The sequence below is a fragment of the Bradyrhizobium valentinum genome (genome assembly GCF_001440405.1).
GTDB lineage: Bacteria > Pseudomonadota > Alphaproteobacteria > Rhizobiales > Xanthobacteraceae > Bradyrhizobium > Bradyrhizobium valentinum.
Window position 1 is genome coordinate 1 of the sequence record NZ_LLXX01000172.1, and the last position, 15,694, is coordinate 15,694.

Consider the following 15,694-nt stretch of genomic DNA (forward strand, 5'->3'; position numbering starts at 1 on the left):
CGCCGTCATCCGGTCCACCAGCCCGCTGATGCCCGGTGGGCCGAGATCCAGCGCCGCGCCCGCCTCGCCCATCAGCACGCCGTCGCGCTGGCCCAGAACGAACAGCAACCCCGACTGTGCAGCCGTAACGCCGCTCTGCTGGGTTTGCGCCGCGATCCAGCGCTGCAGCCGGCGCTGCGCGACGTTGAGCAGGAACACCAGGCGATGCTCGCGGCAGGCGGTCATCTGAGTATCGAATTCGGGATTTTATTTCGCATGCGAACTATCTACGTCGGCATCGGATGATTGTCACCATGATTTCTAAACCCGGTCTTCGGAAAATGGCGATCGGCGCCTCGCTCGGATTTAAAAATCGCAGCAAAGCCAATGTGCTAGAAAGAAAATCGATTTTCGATTGACGCCTTCAGGTTCGCCCGCCAATCTGCGCCGCCATGAGCAGTATCGGGTTGAGTTTTGGTGAGAACCCTGCCGGCGAACGGCCTCGAAGCCTGACGTCTGCCGTTCAGGAGCGGCTGCGCGCGGATATTCTCTCGACCCGGCTATTGCCCGGCCAGAAGCTGCATATCGCCGGGCTCGCCAAGCAGTTTTCAGTCAGTCTCGCCGCGGTGCGCGAAGCGCTGTCGCGGCTGGTCGCCGACGGGCTGGTGCAGGCCTCCGACCAGCGCGGCTTTCGCGTCAGCCCGGTATCATCAGCCGACCTCAAGGACGTGACGCAAACCCGCGTCGATATCGAAGGGCTGGCGCTGCGCCGCTCGATCGAACGCGGCGACCAGGAATGGCTGTCATCGGTGGAGCGGTCTTTCGCAACGCTCTGCGCCGTTCCCCATACCTATCCTGACGATCCGACCCATCACTATGAGGAATGGGTGGTGCGTCACCGCGTCTTCCATCGGACACTGGTGAACGCCTGCGGATCGCAATGGCTGCTCGGGTTTCGCGATGTGCTGCACGAGCAGAGCGAGCGCTACCGGAGGCTCGCGATCCGCCGCAACACCGAAAAATCCCGCAACGTCGAGGCCGAACACGCGGCAATCGTGCATGCCGTGCTCAAGCGCGATGCAGATGCCGCAGTCGCGGCGCTTTCGAAGCATTTCATGACGACCATGCATCTCGTCGAACTCGCCACAGCGAAAGCTTCCGGGGGTGGCAACGCCGGCTGATCGTTCGCTCGAAGACCAAATCAATCAAGAAAAACGCAAAGGGAAACGTCACATGAAAATCACGCGACGGCATATTCTGGCAACGATCACGGCAGCCACGGTGCTCAGCGCACCGGCCATGGCCCAGGCCGCCGAGACCGTCCGCATCGGCCTTCCCACCAAGACCTATTGGCCGACCACGATCGCGGAAACCGCGGTGCGCCAAAAACTGTTCGAGAAGGAAGGCATCGCGGCCGAGCTGACAATCTATCGCGGCGGTGCCGAGACGTTCGAGGCGATGGCGGCGGGTGCCGCCGACGTCATTCTCGACGCCACCTCGCTGGTATCGGCCGGGCGCAAGAAGGGCGTGAACTCCAAAGTGCTCGCCAGTGCCGCCACGGGCTACTACGGCTGGCAGTTGATGACGCTTTCGAAATCGACACTCGGCGTCAAGGATTTGGCCGGCAAGAAGGTTGCGATTACCTCGGCGGGCTCCGGCTCCGACCTGTTGGCGCTGTGGACCCAGCAGGACAAGAAGATCGAATTCACCCGCGTTCCCGTCGGCGGCGGCGGGCTGGTGCCGAACCTACTTGCTGGGAACGTCGACGCGGCAGTGGTCTACTCGCCGCTGAGCTTCCAGATCTCCAGATCGGGCGAAGCGCGCACCATCCTCGACTTCTCCAAGGAGGTGCCGCCGAACCTCGCCGCAGGCTGGATCGCGCTCGACAAATACGTGCAGGACAAGCCGCAGATGGTGCAGAAGACGCTGAATGCGCTCTATGGCGCGCTGATGTTCATGCGCGCCAACAAGGAGGCTTCCGTCAAGCTGATCACCGAGCTCTATGAAATTCCCGCCGAGATCGCGGCGCTGGAATATGAGAACACGATCATGAAGCTGGAAACTGACGGCAGCATGGACGGGCCGAAAATTCCCGAGCAGCTCCAGCTCGCGCTCGACATGGCCAAGGCTGGCGGCATGAAGGACCTTGGGCCGGCGGCGGAGATCATCTCGACGCAGTTCAAGCCGGTTCCGACCAAGTTCTGAGTTGGCACGATGCGAAGCGGGCTAGGCGTAAAGGCGGCGCGGATCGCCATTGTGGTGGCGCTGTTTGCGATATGGGAAATCCTGTCGCGAACCGGCATCGTCAACCCGCGCCTGCTCCCCTCCGCCTCCGACACGCTGGCAACGCTCGGCGATCTCCTGCAGCGGGCGAGCGTGCGCAAGGATCTGGCGGTCACCGCGAGCGAGGTGGTAACCGCGTTCGCGCTCGCCGTTCCCGTCGGCGCGCTGATCGGCTTCCTGATCGCGGAGAACCGCTATTTTGCCGAGGTGGCAAAGCCCCTGCTGTTCTTCGCATTCAGCATTCCGAAATCGATCTTCCTGCCGATGTTCATCCTGGTGTTCGGCGTCGGCTTTGCCCAGAAGGTCGGCTTCGGCTTCTTCTCGACCATATTCATCGTGATCATGTCGACTACGACGGCGGTGGAGTCGGTCAAGGTCGAGCATCTGACCGTCGCACGCTCCTATGGCGCGACGCCGATGCAGACTGCGTTCCGCGTTTATCTGCCGAGCATGCTTCCCGTTCTGCTGGAAGCGCTGCGGATCTCGATGATCTTCAATCTCACCGGCGTCATCCTCGCCGAAATGTACGCCTCGCGTGACGGCATCGGGCATCAGATCGCGACCTGGGGCGAAAACTTCCAGATGAAGCAATTGTTGGCCGGCGTGGTGATGATCGCGGCCATCGCGATTGCCTTCAACGAACTGGTCAGATGGGTGGAAACACGATGCAGCCATTGGCGAACATAACCCCGCTGAAGCCGGCCGGCGCGATCGAGGTCCGCAATGTCGGGCAGGTCTTCAAGACCACGACGCAGGACGTCGTCGCGCTGGAGGACGTGTCGCTCGATGTCAAACCTGGCCGCTTCGTCGTGCTGGTCGGCCCGAGCGGCTGCGGCAAGTCCACCCTTCTGATGATGATGGCCGGCCTGCGTCAGCAGACCTCGGGCACCATCACCATCAGCGGCGCGCCGATCCCTGAGCCCGATCCGAACCGGGTCGGTGTGGTGTTTCAGGAAGCGAGTCTCTTTCCTTGGCTGACGGCGGAAGAAAACGTCGAGTTTCCACTGGCGCTCCGCGGCATCGCGAAAAGCGATCGCCGCACCAGGGCGCAGGATGCACTGAAACTGGTCGGCCTCGACGGCTTCGGCAAACGGCATCCGCATGAACTATCCGGCGGCATGAAGCAGCGCGTCTCGATCGCGCGCGGCCTGGTGCAGGACCCACCGGTGCTGCTCATGGACGAGCCGTTTGCAGCGCTCGACGAACAGACCCGCATGACCATGGGCGACGAATTGCTACGCATCTGGGCCGCGACCGGCAAAACCGTAGTGTTCGTCACCCACAGCCTGACCGAAGCCGTCTATCTCGCCGACGAAGTGATCGTGATGTCGCCGCGGCCCGGCCGCATCGTCGACCACCTGCAGGTCCCGCTGCCCCGCCCGCGCACCTACGAGATGTTGAGCGGCGACACGTTCGGCAGCCTGCGCGACCGCATCTGGCGGCATATTCGCAAATCGGCGTGAGGCTGACATGAGTGCGGCAACGCTTCGCAGATTGATCGTGATCAGCCTCATCGCTCTGTGGGAGATCCTGCCGCGCGCCGGCTTCATTCCCGAGCTGTTCCTGCCGTCGCTGTCGTCGACGCTCGCGGCCGGTTGGAACGAGGCAGGCGAGTACGGCCATGCCCTTGCCGTAACGCTCTACGAGGTCGCGATCTCGATGGCGTTCGCCTGCGGCGGCGGCATTCTCTTCGGCGCCGTCGTCGGCAGCCTGCCACGGCCGCGCATCCTGATCATGCCGATGGTCTCGAGTCTCTATGCGGTGCCGCTGGTCATCCTCTATCCGGTCTTCACGGTCTGGCTCGGTATCGGCTCGGAATCCAAGATCGCATTCGCCTCGATCTACGGCTTCCTGCCAACAATGCTGGCCACCGCCGCCGGCATCCAGACCATCGATCCGCAGTTGCTGCTGGCAGCCCGCAGCATGGGCGCGACGCTGAGCCAGCGGCTGGTTCGCGTGATTATCCCGGCCGCAATCCCGACCGTGCTGTCGGGACTGCGCGTCGGCGGTGCGCTCGTGATCGTCGGCGTAGTCGTGTCGGAAATGCTGATTTCGTCCGCCGGTATCGGCTATCTGATTTCGCGCTACCGCACCATTCTCGACAGCCCGCATGTGTTCGCCGGCGTGCTGCTGGTGCTGGCGATGGCGATCGCCTTCAACGCCGCGATCAAATGGATCGAGCGCAAGGCCGCGATCTGGCAGACCGGCACCCGCGCAGGGCAAAGCGCGGAAGAAACCGTGCCCGCGGCCCTGCAGCCTGCTACCTGACGGAGTGTTCGCGTGTTCGACCTGACGCTGACATTCGACAACGGTCCCGAGCCCGGTGTGACGCCGCGCGTGCTCGATATCTTGCGCGAACGCGGTATCAGGACGACCTTCTTCGTGATCGGCGAGAAGCTCGGCGATGCCAAACGCCGCCGGCTTGCGGCCCGGGCCCATGATGAATGCCACTGGATCGGCAATCACACCTTCACGCATTCGGTACCGCTCGGACAGCAACGCGATGCGGAGGCCGCGCAAAACGAGATCGGGCGGACTCAGGATGCGATCGGCGACCTCGCGCACACCAACCGCTGGTTCCGTCCGTTCGGCGGCGGCGGCAATCTCGATGACCGGTTATTGAAACCGTCGGTCGTCGATTACCTCATCCGCAACAAGCATAGCTGCGTGCTCTGGAACGCGATCCCGCGCGACTGGGACGATCCCGACGGCTGGACCGACCGGGCCCTGGCGCAGTGCCGGTCGCAGCCGTGGAGCCTGATGGTTCTGCACGACCTTCCGAGCGGTGCGATGGACCATCTTGAACGCTTTATCGACTGCGCCGAGAGAGCCGGCGCGCACTTCCGTCAGGATTTTCCACCCGATTGCATCCCGATCCGCTCCGGCGAAATCGTACGCCCCATCGAGTCCTATGTTTCCTCCATCGAAGAAAGTGCCAGACAATGAAGATCGCGAGTTTCAAGGCCGGTCAGACCGCAACCTACGGCCTGGTGACAACCGCCGGTATCGTCGACGCCGGCAAGCGGCTGAAGCAGTGGCCAACCCTGAAGACGTTGCTCGCAAACGGATCGCTCGACGCGCTGAAGGCGCTGCAAGGCGAACGTCCCGACTACGCGCTGGCCGAAATCGAGTTGCTGCCGACCGTTCCCGATCCGGACAAGATCTTCTGCATCGGCGTCAACTACGCCACACATCTCGCCGAAAGCGGCCATCCGACGCCGCCGCATCCAATGATCTTTACCCGCTTTGCCAACAGCCAGGTCGGCGGCGGCCAGCCGATGATCCGGCCGCTGGAGTCCGAGCGGTTCGACTATGAGGGCGAAATGGCTGTCATCATCGGCAAGGCCGGCCGCCGCATCTCGCGCGAGGCGGCGCTCGCGCATGTCGCTGGTTATGCCTGCTACAATGACGGCAGCATCCGCGACTGGCAGCGCCACACCTCGCAATTCGCGCCGGGCAAGAATTTCGTTGGCACCGGCGGATTCGGGCCATGGATGGTCACGACGGATGAAATTCCTGACATCAGCAAGCAGACGATTGCGACCCGCCTCAACGGCGTCGAGGTGCAGGCCGCGCCCATCTCGGATCTCGTGTTCGACGTCCCTGCCCTGATCGCCTATTGCTCGACATTCACCGAGCTCGTCCCTGGCGACGTTATCGTCACCGGCACTGCCGGCGGCGTCGGCGCCTATCGCACGCCGCCGCTCTGGATGAAGGATGGCGACGTGGTCGAGGTCGAGGTCTCCGGCATCGGCGTGCTGCGCAATCCGGTCAAGGACGAAGTTGCGGCGGCTGCGACGCGTGCGGCCTGAGCATTGAGAAAGCAAGGAAGACACTCATGAACCTGCCAAAGCACTTGCTGCCGACCACGGTCGTGGGCAGCTATCCGCAGCCGGAATGGCTGGTCGATCGCGCGATGCTGTCGAAGGTAGTGCCGCGCACGCGCATGCATGCGATGTGGCGGCTTCCGGCCGAGCATCTGGAGGAAGCGCAGGACGACGCCACCATTGTTGCGATCAGGGACATGGAACGCGCCGGGATCGACATCGTGACCGACGGCGAAATTCGCCGCGAAAGCTATTCCAACCGCTTTGCAACCGCGCTTGACGGCATCGACGACGAAAATCCGGCGATGATCACCTCGCGCAGCGGCCACCAGACGCCGGTCCCTCGCGTCGTCGGCCCGGTGAAACGTCGCGGCCCGGTCGAGCTGCACGACATGGAATTTCTGCGGGAGAACACCGATCGCGCGGCCAAGATCACCCTGCCCGGCCCGTTCACGATGAGCCAGCAGGCGAAGAACGAATTCTATAAGGACGACGAGGAACTGGCGATGGCCTTCGCCGCCGCCGTCAACTCCGAAGCGCTTGACCTGCAAAAGGCCGGCGCCGACGTGATCCAGCTCGACGAGCCCTGGGTGCGCAACAATCCGGACCTTGCCCGCCGCTATGCCGTGAAGGCCATCAACCGCGCGCTCGAGGGCATCACCGTGCCGACGGTAGTGCATCTGTGCTTCGGCTATGCTGCGGTCGTGCCCGGCTCGACCAAGCCGGCCGGCTATTCCTTTCTCGCCGAACTCGCCGACACCAATGCCGAGCAGATCTCGATCGAGGCGGCGCAGCCAAAGCTCGATCTCCGTGTACTCAAGGATCTGTCGTCGAAGAAGATCATGCTCGGCGTGCTCGACCTCGGCAATCCCGAGATCGAATCCGCCGATGTGGTGGCCGGCCGGATCCGCAACGGGCTGAAGCACGTCGCCGCGGATCGCCTCGTCGTCGCTCCCGACTGCGGCATGAAATACATGCCGCGGCATGTGGCGTTCGGAAAACTGAAAGCGATGTGCGACGCGGCGGCAGCCGTCCGCAAGGAGATTAGCTAAGCGGCTTGCCCTCCAGCCACGCCGCACCGCGCGCGTACAAAGCCTCGACTTCGGGCCCTTTCAGGCCCGGCATGTCGCGCTTCACCGTGTAACCGATGCGGGTCTGCAAATAAGCGAGATGCCGGTAGCCCGGCGGAAACTGCTCGAGCAGCGCCTTGTCGAGAACGGGCACCGCGCCGGGCGCGACGGGGTCCATCCGGTCCTTCTCATAGATCGGCTGGCGCAGCACGATGCCCCAGCGCCCGGCGCGCTTCTCCAGAAAATCGTAGAACCTGCCGGTGCAGAGCACGTCGCACAGCACGCCCTCGACCTCGGCGCGCTGCGAGATCGTCATCTTGGTCTGCGAGATCGCGCGGTGTCCTGCGAGATCGACCGAGATGCCGCCGAGGAAATGCAGGATGCTGACGCCCTTGGTCCAGGCCTGCTTGCTGATCTCGATGAACTCGTCGCCGGTGCCCTGCGTCCAGGTCGCCATCATGCGGCCGTCCGGATGCCAGACTGTGCGGAAACGCTCCCAGTCTCCGGCATCGCGCCAGATCGCCCAGTTCTGCAGCAATTCGCGGATCAGGCGGTCGTCTTCGATTTCGCTTGCGGCCATGGGACTCACAGTAGTTTCGCGCGGACGAACAGCGCACGCAGCGCATTGGTCGCCTGTACGGTCAGCATCGCGTTATCAGCGGCGCCCTGCAGCGCGTGCACGGCATCGGCGTGCAGCGCGCGGAATTCGATCCATTCGACCGAGCTGAGATTGGTGATGAAGCGATAGGCCTGGCCGACGGTGCCGATCGACACCGTCTTGCCGTTCAGGTTGATCTTGAAAACCGCACGCAGCGGCGTGTCGGAAGCGGCGGTATCGCCTGCGACTGCGCTCATGACGGGGACGGTGAACGCCGCGCCGCAGTGAGGCCTTCGCGCATGCTCGGCACCACGACGAGGCGCTTGACCTCGCCGTTCCGATACGCCGCCAGGAACCTGTCATAGTCCTTGATCGAGACGCAGCCGTTGGAGTCGCCATTGGGGCCGAGCAAATAGCTGTGCACGAGCAGCCCCGTTCGCCCGTGCATTTCGTTTTCGCCCACGGGGGTCATGCGCAGCGCCGCGACACCATGAAACAGCTTTTCACGCGGCTTAAGGTCGTAGATGTTCGGTGGCGTCGCGCCGACCATGCGCTGGTCGACGTACGCCGGATTGTCCATCAGGCCGCCCAGCCCTGAGTGTGCCTCGAGCTTGGTGCCGTTCGGCAAGTAAACGGCGCGGGCCGAAATGTCGTAGACCGCCGTCTGACTGTCGTAGCCGAGCGCGGTCAGATCCTTGCGCTCGCCGAGTAGCCCGTCCCCCGGCGTCAGCGACGCCAGCGAGAAGCGCATCGGCACCAGATCGGCGAGCTTCTCGAACATGGTGCGGTTGTCGGACGAGACCGGCGGCGGATCGCTTCTCGCCGACTGAAGGTTGGCCAGGACCGGCCGGGACCTCGGGAGCGGGATGGCTGCCTCGACCGTCGGGGCGGGCGGCGGGGGCTGCACGTTCTCCTCACGCGATTGCTCCTCGCGCGATTGTCCGCCCAACAGAATTTCGATGTACGCGAACTCCGCATCGAAGTCCGCGCGCTGCGGGCGGGGAGCGGCACGCCAAGGATAGTTGATGGCGAGCGAACGGCGCACCGAGCTTGGGCCGAAGCGCTCGTCGAACGAGGACGTGCTAGGGACATTCGCCGATGCTGGATTGACCCAGGTGGTAAGGTCGAAACCGGTCACCCAGACCGCCAGCCCCAACGCCATGGCAAGCGCCGTGACGCCGAATGCCGCTTCACGCAACAATCGACTTCCGCGGCTTGACGTAAGCCTGGCTGCGCTGGTCGCCCTTTTATCCATCCGTCCCCGGCTCGGCGCGGCTTTCGGAATCACGTCTGATTCCGAGAGGGATTCACCGAATAATTCCCAACATAATGCAAGCCAAAGTAAGGCATAATCGAGACAGGCTGCAACAGCCGTCCTGCCCGGCCGGCCAAATCCCCAGCCCCCTGCACGGCGCCGTGGTGGTAAAATGCGCACGCGGCTTGCGGGGGGGGGAAGGCTGCAATCAGGGCCGGAGAGTCGGGCTGGTATTCGGTACCGGCGCCTGCTCCATCTCAGCGTGCTCCGGCAGCTTGTCGGCATGCACAGCGAGTGCCGGCCCGATCCAGATCGGATCGGCGAGGTGGTCCCGGCGCGGGTTGATCGTATTCGGATGCACCAGAACGCTTAGATTGCCGTGATTGAGCATCAGCCACGGGACCAATTCGGGAAATATCTCCCGGGCAAAGGCCACCTGGTACATGGCCTGGTCGTGCGGACCGACCTTGACGTCGTGCCACCGCCCGAGCGTGACCGAGAAGCGCTCGCCGATCCAGGTGCGCAATTGCTCGGCTTCGGCCCGTGTCGTCGCCGGGTCGTAGTAGACATGGGCGTGATAGCTGGCGATCTCCCGCAATGGTCGCGGACCGCCCGACCCCTGATCACCCGTCATTGCACGCTCCGCGCCATGGTTGCTCTTGGACCGCCCGATGATCGCTGCAAGCCGCGGCGTGGTCAATGCGTAGCGTCAGCCCGATCGCTTCCGGCTGCTCTCGAAGACGGTCATACCGGCGGCCGGGTCGAGATCAACCTCGGTCGCTTCCGTCAGTCGCGCCATCGTCATGTAGAAGCCGATTGCGAGGATCGATTCGACAATCTCCTGCTCGCCGAAATGCTTGCGCATCGCGGCAAATACTGGCTCGGCGACGCGCACGTTCTCGATTACTTCCCGGCCAAACGCCAGCAGCGCCTTTTCCGCAGCATTGAACGCGGCATCCTCGTACTTGCCTTGCTCGATGCAGTCGATCTGCCGCTGCGTGACACCGACGCCGAGCGCGATCGGAACATGCTGCCGCCACTCATAGGTACCATGCTCCCACTGCGCGACCTGGAGGATCAGCAATTCGCGGTTGGCGTGGCTGAGCTTCTGGCGGTGCAGGATCGAATTGGCAAAACGCATCGCCGGAATGAAATTGGCTTCGGCATGCGCCATCATCCGGAAGATGTTCAGTACGACCGGCATCCTGTCAAAGGACGCCCGCACGTCGCCGCTGGTTGCCGCCGGATCGATCAGGGGTAGTCTTGCCATCTGGCTATTCCTTACGTTTGCCGTTTCTCTTTCCGCGCGCTGATCCGAACTGAATGTCACCGCCCAAGCCTTAGTTGGCACGATACGCACCGCTCATCGCCCGCCGACTTCGCGGATAGGATCGGAGCCGTCCCACCCGGCAGCGACCCGACGGATGCGCTCGAAGAAGCTGCCCTTGCTGCCGCTGATGTCTGAAATCTCCACCACGGTGCCGGGATGAGCCTGGGTATCGAAATACGCGAAGCGGCCCTGCTCGCCACCGATCTGGCCCTCGTGTCCCACCTTGTAGCCGAGCGAGAGCGCGCGGTCGTAGAGGGCCTGATAGTCCCGGGTCCAGTACGACATGTGCTGCAGCCCTTCGCAGCCGGAGTCGAGAAACTCCTTGTACATCGAAGGCGCGTCGTTTCGCTGCTGGATCAATTCGATCTGGAGATCGCCGGAATTGGCCAGCGCCACGCTCATCTCCATGGCAGAGTCGTGACCGCGGTGGCGAAAGTAGTCGGTTTTGACCCGATCGATATAGTACCAGGGCCCGACCCCCATCACATTGACCCAGTGGTCCATGGCGGCGCGGATATCCCGCACGACATAGCCGTTCTGGCAGACTGCACCAAAGATACGACTCATGACGAACTCCCGTCTGTTTGGCGGCGGCACATCCTTTTCCGCCTATTGTTCTTCTGATCGCGGCCTTCAGCCGATCGACCTACCGCCGTCGATCACCAGTTCAGTGCCGGTGACATAGCGGCTCTCGTCGCTGGCGAGCCAAAGGATGCCGTTGGCGATATCTTCAGGTGCGGCCTTGTACCCGAGCGGGACGGCACGTTCGGTGAGCTTATCCAGCGTCGGCCCACGCTCCCGTCCGCCATTCGAGCCATCTTCGACGGTGCCGATCAACGTGTCCCAGATGGCGGTTTCGGTGATGCCGGGATGCACCGAGTTGACGCGGACACCGTCCTTGGCAGCCGCGCATTCCAATGCGATCGATTTCGTGAACAGCCGCACGCCGCCCTTGGTCGCGCAATAGCCGGAGACATTCGGCGACGCCTTGATTCCCGCAATCGAGGAAACGTTGATGATGCTTCCCCCTCCTCCCTCGCGCATGAGCGGGAGCGAATGCTTCACGCCGAGGAAGACGCCGTCCAGATTGACAGCCATCTGCCGCTTCCAGTCGGCGAAGGCCATATCGACGACGGGGCCCGAGAGGCCTATCCCGGCATTGTTGACGAGAATGTCGAGCCTGCCGAACCTTGCCCGGGTCTGGGCCACGACCGACTGCCAGTCTTCCTCGCTTGTCACATCGTGGTGGTAGTACTCGCACTCAGATCCGGCGGCACGCAATTCGCGCAGCAGGCTCGCGCCCTTCTCGTCCTGCAGGTCGGTTGCGACGATCTTTGCACCCTCGCGTGCCAGCACCAGGGCTGCGCTGCGCCCGATGCCGTTGGCCGCGCCGGTCACAAGGGCCACTTTTCCCTCGACACGCCGTGTCATGGCTTAATCCGCTTCCCACCTGCGGCCGTCCGGCCGTCTTGTTATCGGGCGCAACAGCGCGTCTGCCTTGTTCCCGGCGTTTTCTGGAAACGTTTCCATACTTTGTCTTAGGCCGTTCTGCAAGGCGCGAATTTGTAGCCATGTCGCTTGAATATCGTTTCCAGAATGCGTTAGGCTTCCGTTACTTGCGTCGATTGGTGATGCTCAAGGGAGTTCTGCAATGTCGTTGCGCCAGGCCCAGCCTGCACGACCGACGATCCGCGACGTCGCCGCCCAGGCCGGCGTATCGGTCAGCAGCGTCAGCCGGGTCCTGAACGGCGAGCCGCACACCAGCCCGGAATTGCATGCGCGGATCATGCGGGCGGTCATCCGCCTGCGCTTCGAGCCGCATTCGGCGGCGCAGGCCTTGCGTTCGCGCGAGAGCAAGACAATCGGCTGCATGGTCTCCGACCTCTCCAACCCGCTCTACAGCGAAATGATCAATGGCGCGGAGGAAGAATTCCAGCGCGCCGGCTATGTCTTGATGCTCGCCGCGACCCGGCACGAGGAAGACCGCGAGACGGCGTTCGTATCAGCGGTGCGCCGGCGGCGCATGGACGGATTGTTGCTGTTCGCCGGCGACAACGCCCACACGGATTTCACCGATGCGCTCGCAAACCTGGGGCTGCCCTGCGTGGCGGTCGATCGCGAGGTGCCGGGCGTCCCATCGGTGCGAGCGGACCATCGCGGCGGCGGCCTCGAAATCACGCGCTATCTCATCGGGCTCGGCCATCGCCGTATCGCGCTGCTCACCGGACGCGCGGCGTTGCTGCCGAGTTCGGAGCGGCTTGCCGGCTATCGCCAGGCCCATGCCGAGGCAAAGCTCGAGGTCGACCCCGATTTGATCCGGCCGCAAACCCAAGGGTCGAGCATTGCGTTCAGCGACGTCTGCCAGTTGCTACGAGGCCCCAACCGTCCGACCGCGATCATTACGCTGGGGACGCACATGCTGGCCGGCGTGATGGACGCACTCTCCAGCACCGGCCTGCGCTATCCTGACGACGTCTCGCTGGTGTGCATCGGCGACACTGATCTCGCCCGACATGCAACGCCGGGCATCTCCGCGTTGACCTGGGACCTGGGCCAGATGGGCCGGGTCGCCGCCAACATCCTGCTCGACCGGATCCGCGGCGGCGACGAGGCGCGGAAGGTACGCCCGGTCTATCTGCCGACACGATTCATTCTTCGGCACTCTGGCGCCAAGCCGCGTGCGCCCTGATCGCGCGACGGCGTTACCGATTTTCACGACCGGCGAAGAACGCTGGCGGCGAACGACCAAAACAAAAAATGGGAAACCCAGGGAGTAGAGTAAATGAAATTACGCGTAACAATGCTTTCGCTGCTTGCGTTCGCGTCGGTGGCATGTCCGGCCCACGCCGAGGACGCGGCCGACTACCCCTCCAAGAAGATCAAGATGCTGTTGCCGTTCGGAGCCGGCGGTGGCGGCGATGTGCTCGGCCGGCTGCTTGCCGACCGGATGAGCAAACGTCTCGGGCAAACCATCTACGTCGAAAACCGCACCGGCGCCGCAGGCACCATCGGCGCGCAGCAGGCGGCGACCTCTCCGCCCGATGGCTACACCATCACGATCGGCGGCATGACCACCCATGTGCTCGCGCCGGCGGTCTATCCGAATCTGCCCTATGATCCGATCAAGGACTTTACGACCATCGGACGGATCGGAACGTCTTCCATTCTTCTCATCGCAGCGAAGGATTTTTCTGCCAACGATCTGCGCGGCCTGACCGAGCTATCGAAGAAGGGTGAGCCGATCCAGTATGGAAGCTGGGGCGTCGGCTCGACTGGACATTTCTGCGGCGAAATCCTCTCTCAGAAAGCAGGCGTCCGCCTGCAGCATGTCCCGTTCAGCGGCGCGGCCAAACTGGCCAACGACCTCATGGGCGGGCATGTCTCGGTAGGACTGGTCGACATGGCGACCGGGACGCCGCTGGTGAAGGATGGAAAACTGAAGGCACTCGCGGTGTGCGGGGGACGATCTCCGAGCCTGCCGGAGGTTGCGAGCTACAAGGAGCAAGGCGTCGACTTCGAACGGAGCCTATCGTGGGTGATGTATGCGCCCGCGGGCGTTCCCGCTTCCGTTGCGCAAAAAATCTCCGGCGCGCTGAAGGAGTCGCTGGCTGAGGCTGACATCGTCGAAAAACTGCTGGCGCTCGGCATCTCGGCGGACTTCATCGCCGGAGACCAGCAGCGCGACATCAACGCCCGCGATATCGAAGCCTGGAAGAAGGTCGCGAGCGACGCAAAGATCGAGGTCAAGTAGCGGCAGAACGCAAAAAGGAGGGCCGATCCATCGGCCCTCCCCCGCCTAGTTCGCCTTGCCGAACAGCATGGGCAACTGGCGCGGGCCGCGCACGGTGCCTTCCGACCAGGTGACCTTGCCGGCCGGGTCGAGCCTGAAATCCGGAATCCGCTTCAACCATTCCTCGATCGCAACCGTCATTTCCATGCGGGCGAGATTGGAGCCGACACAGCGGTGAATGCCGAGGCCGAACGCCGCGTGGCGGTTCTCCTTGCGGTCGATCACCACCTTGTCGGCATCGGGGAACATCGACGGATCGCGGTTGGCGGCCGGGAATGACAGCAGCACCATATTGCCGGGCTTGACCGGGCAGCCGCTGACAGTCGTCTCCTTCACCACCTCGCGCGCCATCGTCACCGGCGAATAGGCCCGCAACAGCTCCTCGACCGCGAGCGGCATCAGCTCCGGCTCCGCGACAAGGCGCTCGCGGTCCGCCGGCGTCTTTGCCAGATGCCACAGCGAGGAGCCGATCGCGCTCCAGGTGGTGTCGATGCCGGCGATCAGCAGCAGCCGCAGCGAACCCAGCACATGCTCGTCCGCCAGCGGATTTCCATCCTTGTCCCTCGCATTCATCAGCGTCGAGATCAGGTCGTCGGTCGGATTCTGTTTGCGATGCTCGATATGGCCGGCGAAATAGCCGGTCATCTCCCTCACCGCGTCCATCAGCGCGTTATCGTCCTTGATGCCGAGTTCGAGGATGCCGTGAATCCACTTGATGAAGAGATCGCCGTCCTTCTCCGGAATTCCAAGCATATGCGCGATGGCGCGGACCGGGACGTGCTTGGTGTATCGCGCGGCGGCGTCGCATTTGCCATCGGCGATGAACTCGTCGATCAGCTCGTTGCAGATGGCACGCACCCGCGGCTCGAGCTTTTTCATCGCGTCCGGCGTAAACGGCGGCAACAGCAATTGCTTGGCAGGCTTGTGCTCAGGCGGATCGGAGGTGATCGGCGGCGCCCTCGCCGTGATTTCCGGCCGCACATCGCGCACGATGACGCGCCGGGATGAAAAATGATCGGTATCGTAGGCGATTTCCTTCACTGCCTGGTAGGTGGTCGGCATGTAGCAGCCGAGGAACCGCTCGGTGTGAACGACCGGCGAAGCCGCACGCAGCTTTTCCCAGATCGGAAACGGGTTTTCCGTCCAGGTCGGATCGGTGTGATCGAAATCGTTGACCCAGTCGGTGACCGGCGGATGTTCGGGCATGATGCTGGCGGAATCGGACATCGGAGCAATTCCTCTGCTTGGTTCGTTCAGATCGTGGTGGATTAATAATCGCGCGACCGGACTATTCCTCAGTCACTTCGATCGCGATCTCGGGGCAGTTGCTCTGGGCGAGCCAGGCCTTGTCTTCAAGCCCCGCGGGCACGGAGCCATCGCCGACTTCGTGCGCGTTGCCGAATTCGTCGAGGTCGAACAGTTCGGGCGCTAATGATTTGCAGCGCGCGTGCCCCTGGCATTTGTCCTGGTCGACGCGGATTTTCAGCTTTCCAGCCATCGCAGCGTTTCCCTTTTTGTGGCGCGCATTGTCTCGCACGGCCTTCTCTCGGCGCGACGGCGCA

Annotated in this window: 19 protein-coding genes and 1 pseudogene; 10 read left to right on the forward strand and 10 right to left on the reverse strand. The window is 63.3% G+C overall.

Going from position 1 to position 15,694, the window contains the following annotated elements; genetic code table 11:
• Positions 1-225: pseudogene (locus CP49_RS30240) on the reverse strand (MarR family transcriptional regulator); the annotation flags it as partial.
• A 206-nt stretch (positions 226-431) separates the two neighbouring features.
• Here CP49_RS30240 and CP49_RS30245 point away from each other — a divergent pair.
• From CP49_RS30245 to CP49_RS30280, 8 genes are read left to right on the forward strand one after another with little or no spacing between them, the layout of a single operon-like run.
• Positions 432-1,160, forward strand: a complete 729-nt coding sequence (locus CP49_RS30245) for a GntR family transcriptional regulator (protein WP_057853787.1) — start codon at positions 432-434, stop codon at positions 1,158-1,160.
• A 52-nt stretch (positions 1,161-1,212) separates the two neighbouring features.
• Positions 1,213-2,184, forward strand: coding sequence for an ABC transporter substrate-binding protein (locus tag CP49_RS30250; RefSeq protein WP_057853839.1), 972 nt, complete (start codon positions 1,213-1,215; stop codon positions 2,182-2,184).
• 9 nt (positions 2,185-2,193) lie between these two features.
• Positions 2,194-2,949 carry an ABC transporter permease gene (locus tag CP49_RS30255; protein ID WP_057853788.1) on the forward strand — a complete coding sequence of 252 codons (756 nt, stop codon included), beginning with the start codon at positions 2,194-2,196 and terminating at the stop codon, positions 2,947-2,949.
• Positions 2,928-3,725 carry an ABC transporter ATP-binding protein gene (locus CP49_RS30260; protein WP_245310938.1) on the forward strand — a complete coding sequence of 266 codons (798 nt, stop codon included), beginning with the start codon at positions 2,928-2,930 and terminating at the stop codon, positions 3,723-3,725. The genes CP49_RS30255 and CP49_RS30260 overlap by 22 nt, the downstream gene beginning before the upstream one ends.
• A gap of 7 nt (positions 3,726-3,732) precedes the next feature.
• On the forward strand, positions 3,733-4,530 hold the full coding sequence (locus CP49_RS30265; RefSeq protein WP_057853790.1) for an ABC transporter permease: 798 nt from the start codon (positions 3,733-3,735) through the stop codon (positions 4,528-4,530).
• A 12-nt stretch (positions 4,531-4,542) separates the two neighbouring features.
• On the forward strand, positions 4,543-5,208 hold the full coding sequence (locus CP49_RS30270; protein WP_057853791.1) for a polysaccharide deacetylase family protein: 666 nt from the start codon (positions 4,543-4,545) through the stop codon (positions 5,206-5,208).
• Complete coding sequence (locus CP49_RS30275) at positions 5,205-6,074, forward strand: fumarylacetoacetate hydrolase family protein (RefSeq protein ID WP_057853792.1); 870 nt, start codon at positions 5,205-5,207, stop codon at positions 6,072-6,074. Before CP49_RS30270 ends, CP49_RS30275 begins: the two co-directional genes overlap by 4 nt.
• A 26-nt stretch (positions 6,075-6,100) precedes the next feature.
• Positions 6,101-7,141 carry a uroporphyrinogen decarboxylase family protein gene (locus CP49_RS30280; RefSeq protein WP_197423283.1) on the forward strand — a complete coding sequence of 347 codons (1,041 nt, stop codon included), beginning with the start codon at positions 6,101-6,103 and terminating at the stop codon, positions 7,139-7,141.
• On the opposite strand, the gene CP49_RS30285 is transcribed toward CP49_RS30280, so the two are convergent.
• The 7 genes from CP49_RS30285 to CP49_RS30315 all read right to left on the reverse strand — a co-directional run bounded on the left by CP49_RS30285 (position 7,134) and on the right by CP49_RS30315 (position 11,773).
• The gene (locus tag CP49_RS30285; protein WP_057853793.1) at positions 7,134-7,739 is read right to left on the reverse strand and encodes a nuclear transport factor 2 family protein; all 606 of its coding nucleotides are present in this window, start codon (positions 7,737-7,739) and stop codon (positions 7,134-7,136) included. The genes CP49_RS30280 and CP49_RS30285 overlap by 8 nt on opposite strands.
• Before the next feature lie 5 nt (positions 7,740-7,744).
• Positions 7,745-8,014 (reverse strand): hypothetical protein, encoded by a 270-nt coding sequence (locus CP49_RS30290; RefSeq protein WP_057853794.1) that lies wholly within the window; start codon positions 8,012-8,014, stop codon positions 7,745-7,747.
• Positions 8,011-8,919: a DUF2778 domain-containing protein gene (locus CP49_RS30295; RefSeq protein WP_057853841.1), complete on the reverse strand. Its 909-nt coding sequence runs from the start codon at positions 8,917-8,919 to the stop codon at positions 8,011-8,013. Before CP49_RS30295 ends, CP49_RS30290 begins: the two co-directional genes overlap by 4 nt.
• Positions 8,920-9,220: 301 nt before the next feature.
• Positions 9,221-9,646, reverse strand: coding sequence for a DOPA 4,5-dioxygenase family protein (locus CP49_RS30300; protein WP_057853842.1), 426 nt, complete (start codon positions 9,644-9,646; stop codon positions 9,221-9,223).
• A gap of 75 nt (positions 9,647-9,721) precedes the next feature.
• Positions 9,722-10,282: a carboxymuconolactone decarboxylase family protein gene (locus CP49_RS30305; RefSeq protein WP_057853795.1), complete on the reverse strand. Its 561-nt coding sequence runs from the start codon at positions 10,280-10,282 to the stop codon at positions 9,722-9,724.
• A gap of 93 nt (positions 10,283-10,375) precedes the next feature.
• A complete protein-coding gene (locus tag CP49_RS30310) occupies positions 10,376-10,909 on the reverse strand; it encodes a VOC family protein (protein ID WP_057853796.1) in 534 nt (177 codons plus the stop codon).
• A gap of 66 nt (positions 10,910-10,975) precedes the next feature.
• Complete coding sequence (locus CP49_RS30315; RefSeq protein WP_057853797.1) at positions 10,976-11,773, reverse strand: SDR family NAD(P)-dependent oxidoreductase; 798 nt, start codon at positions 11,771-11,773, stop codon at positions 10,976-10,978.
• 220 nt (positions 11,774-11,993) lie between these two features.
• Here CP49_RS30315 and CP49_RS30320 point away from each other — a divergent pair, with 220 nt between their 5' ends.
• Positions 11,994-13,031: a LacI family DNA-binding transcriptional regulator gene (locus CP49_RS30320; protein ID WP_057853798.1), complete on the forward strand. Its 1,038-nt coding sequence runs from the start codon at positions 11,994-11,996 to the stop codon at positions 13,029-13,031.
• Positions 13,032-13,124: 93 nt separating this feature from the next.
• Positions 13,125-14,093: a Bug family tripartite tricarboxylate transporter substrate binding protein gene (locus tag CP49_RS30325; protein WP_057853799.1), complete on the forward strand. Its 969-nt coding sequence runs from the start codon at positions 13,125-13,127 to the stop codon at positions 14,091-14,093.
• A gap of 45 nt (positions 14,094-14,138) precedes the next feature.
• Here CP49_RS30325 and CP49_RS30330 read toward each other — a convergent pair whose 3' ends face one another.
• Positions 14,139-15,359 carry a cytochrome P450 gene (locus CP49_RS30330; protein WP_057853800.1) on the reverse strand — a complete coding sequence of 407 codons (1,221 nt, stop codon included), beginning with the start codon at positions 15,357-15,359 and terminating at the stop codon, positions 14,139-14,141.
• Between the two features lie 61 nt (positions 15,360-15,420).
• Positions 15,421-15,630, reverse strand: coding sequence for a ferredoxin (locus CP49_RS30335; protein WP_057853801.1), 210 nt, complete (start codon positions 15,628-15,630; stop codon positions 15,421-15,423).
• Between the last annotated feature and the right edge of the window lie 64 nt (positions 15,631-15,694).

What these genes read in the sequence shown, in the direction of transcription:
- CP49_RS30310 (WP_057853796.1), bottom strand. Translation starts at nt 10,909, where the DNA reads ATGAGTCGTATCTTTGGTGCAGTCTGCCAGAACGGCTATGTCGTGCGG.
- CP49_RS30300 (WP_057853842.1), bottom strand. Translation starts at nt 9,646, where the DNA reads ATGACGGGTGATCAGGGGTCGGGCGGTCCGCGACCATTGCGGGAGATC.
- CP49_RS30335 (WP_057853801.1), bottom strand. Translation starts at nt 15,630, where the DNA reads ATGGCTGGAAAGCTGAAAATCCGCGTCGACCAGGACAAATGCCAGGGG.
- CP49_RS30260 (WP_245310938.1), top strand. Translation starts at nt 2,928, where the DNA reads ATGCAGCCATTGGCGAACATAACCCCGCTGAAGCCGGCCGGCGCGATC.
- CP49_RS30325 (WP_057853799.1), top strand. Translation starts at nt 13,125, where the DNA reads ATGAAATTACGCGTAACAATGCTTTCGCTGCTTGCGTTCGCGTCGGTG.
- CP49_RS30330 (WP_057853800.1), bottom strand. Translation starts at nt 15,359, where the DNA reads ATGTCCGATTCCGCCAGCATCATGCCCGAACATCCGCCGGTCACCGAC.
- CP49_RS30315 (WP_057853797.1), bottom strand. Translation starts at nt 11,773, where the DNA reads ATGACACGGCGTGTCGAGGGAAAAGTGGCCCTTGTGACCGGCGCGGCC.
- CP49_RS30280 (WP_197423283.1), top strand. Translation starts at nt 6,101, where the DNA reads ATGAACCTGCCAAAGCACTTGCTGCCGACCACGGTCGTGGGCAGCTAT.
- CP49_RS30290 (WP_057853794.1), bottom strand. Translation starts at nt 8,014, where the DNA reads ATGAGCGCAGTCGCAGGCGATACCGCCGCTTCCGACACGCCGCTGCGT.
- CP49_RS30245 (WP_057853787.1), top strand. Translation starts at nt 432, where the DNA reads ATGAGCAGTATCGGGTTGAGTTTTGGTGAGAACCCTGCCGGCGAACGG.
- CP49_RS30275 (WP_057853792.1), top strand. Translation starts at nt 5,205, where the DNA reads ATGAAGATCGCGAGTTTCAAGGCCGGTCAGACCGCAACCTACGGCCTG.
- CP49_RS30295 (WP_057853841.1), bottom strand. Translation starts at nt 8,919, where the DNA reads ATGGCGTTGGGGCTGGCGGTCTGGGTGACCGGTTTCGACCTTACCACC.
- CP49_RS30265 (WP_057853790.1), top strand. Translation starts at nt 3,733, where the DNA reads ATGAGTGCGGCAACGCTTCGCAGATTGATCGTGATCAGCCTCATCGCT.
- CP49_RS30320 (WP_057853798.1), top strand. Translation starts at nt 11,994, where the DNA reads ATGTCGTTGCGCCAGGCCCAGCCTGCACGACCGACGATCCGCGACGTC.
- CP49_RS30305 (WP_057853795.1), bottom strand. Translation starts at nt 10,282, where the DNA reads ATGGCAAGACTACCCCTGATCGATCCGGCGGCAACCAGCGGCGACGTG.
- CP49_RS30255 (WP_057853788.1), top strand. Translation starts at nt 2,194, where the DNA reads ATGCGAAGCGGGCTAGGCGTAAAGGCGGCGCGGATCGCCATTGTGGTG.
- CP49_RS30250 (WP_057853839.1), top strand. Translation starts at nt 1,213, where the DNA reads ATGAAAATCACGCGACGGCATATTCTGGCAACGATCACGGCAGCCACG.
- CP49_RS30285 (WP_057853793.1), bottom strand. Translation starts at nt 7,739, where the DNA reads ATGGCCGCAAGCGAAATCGAAGACGACCGCCTGATCCGCGAATTGCTG.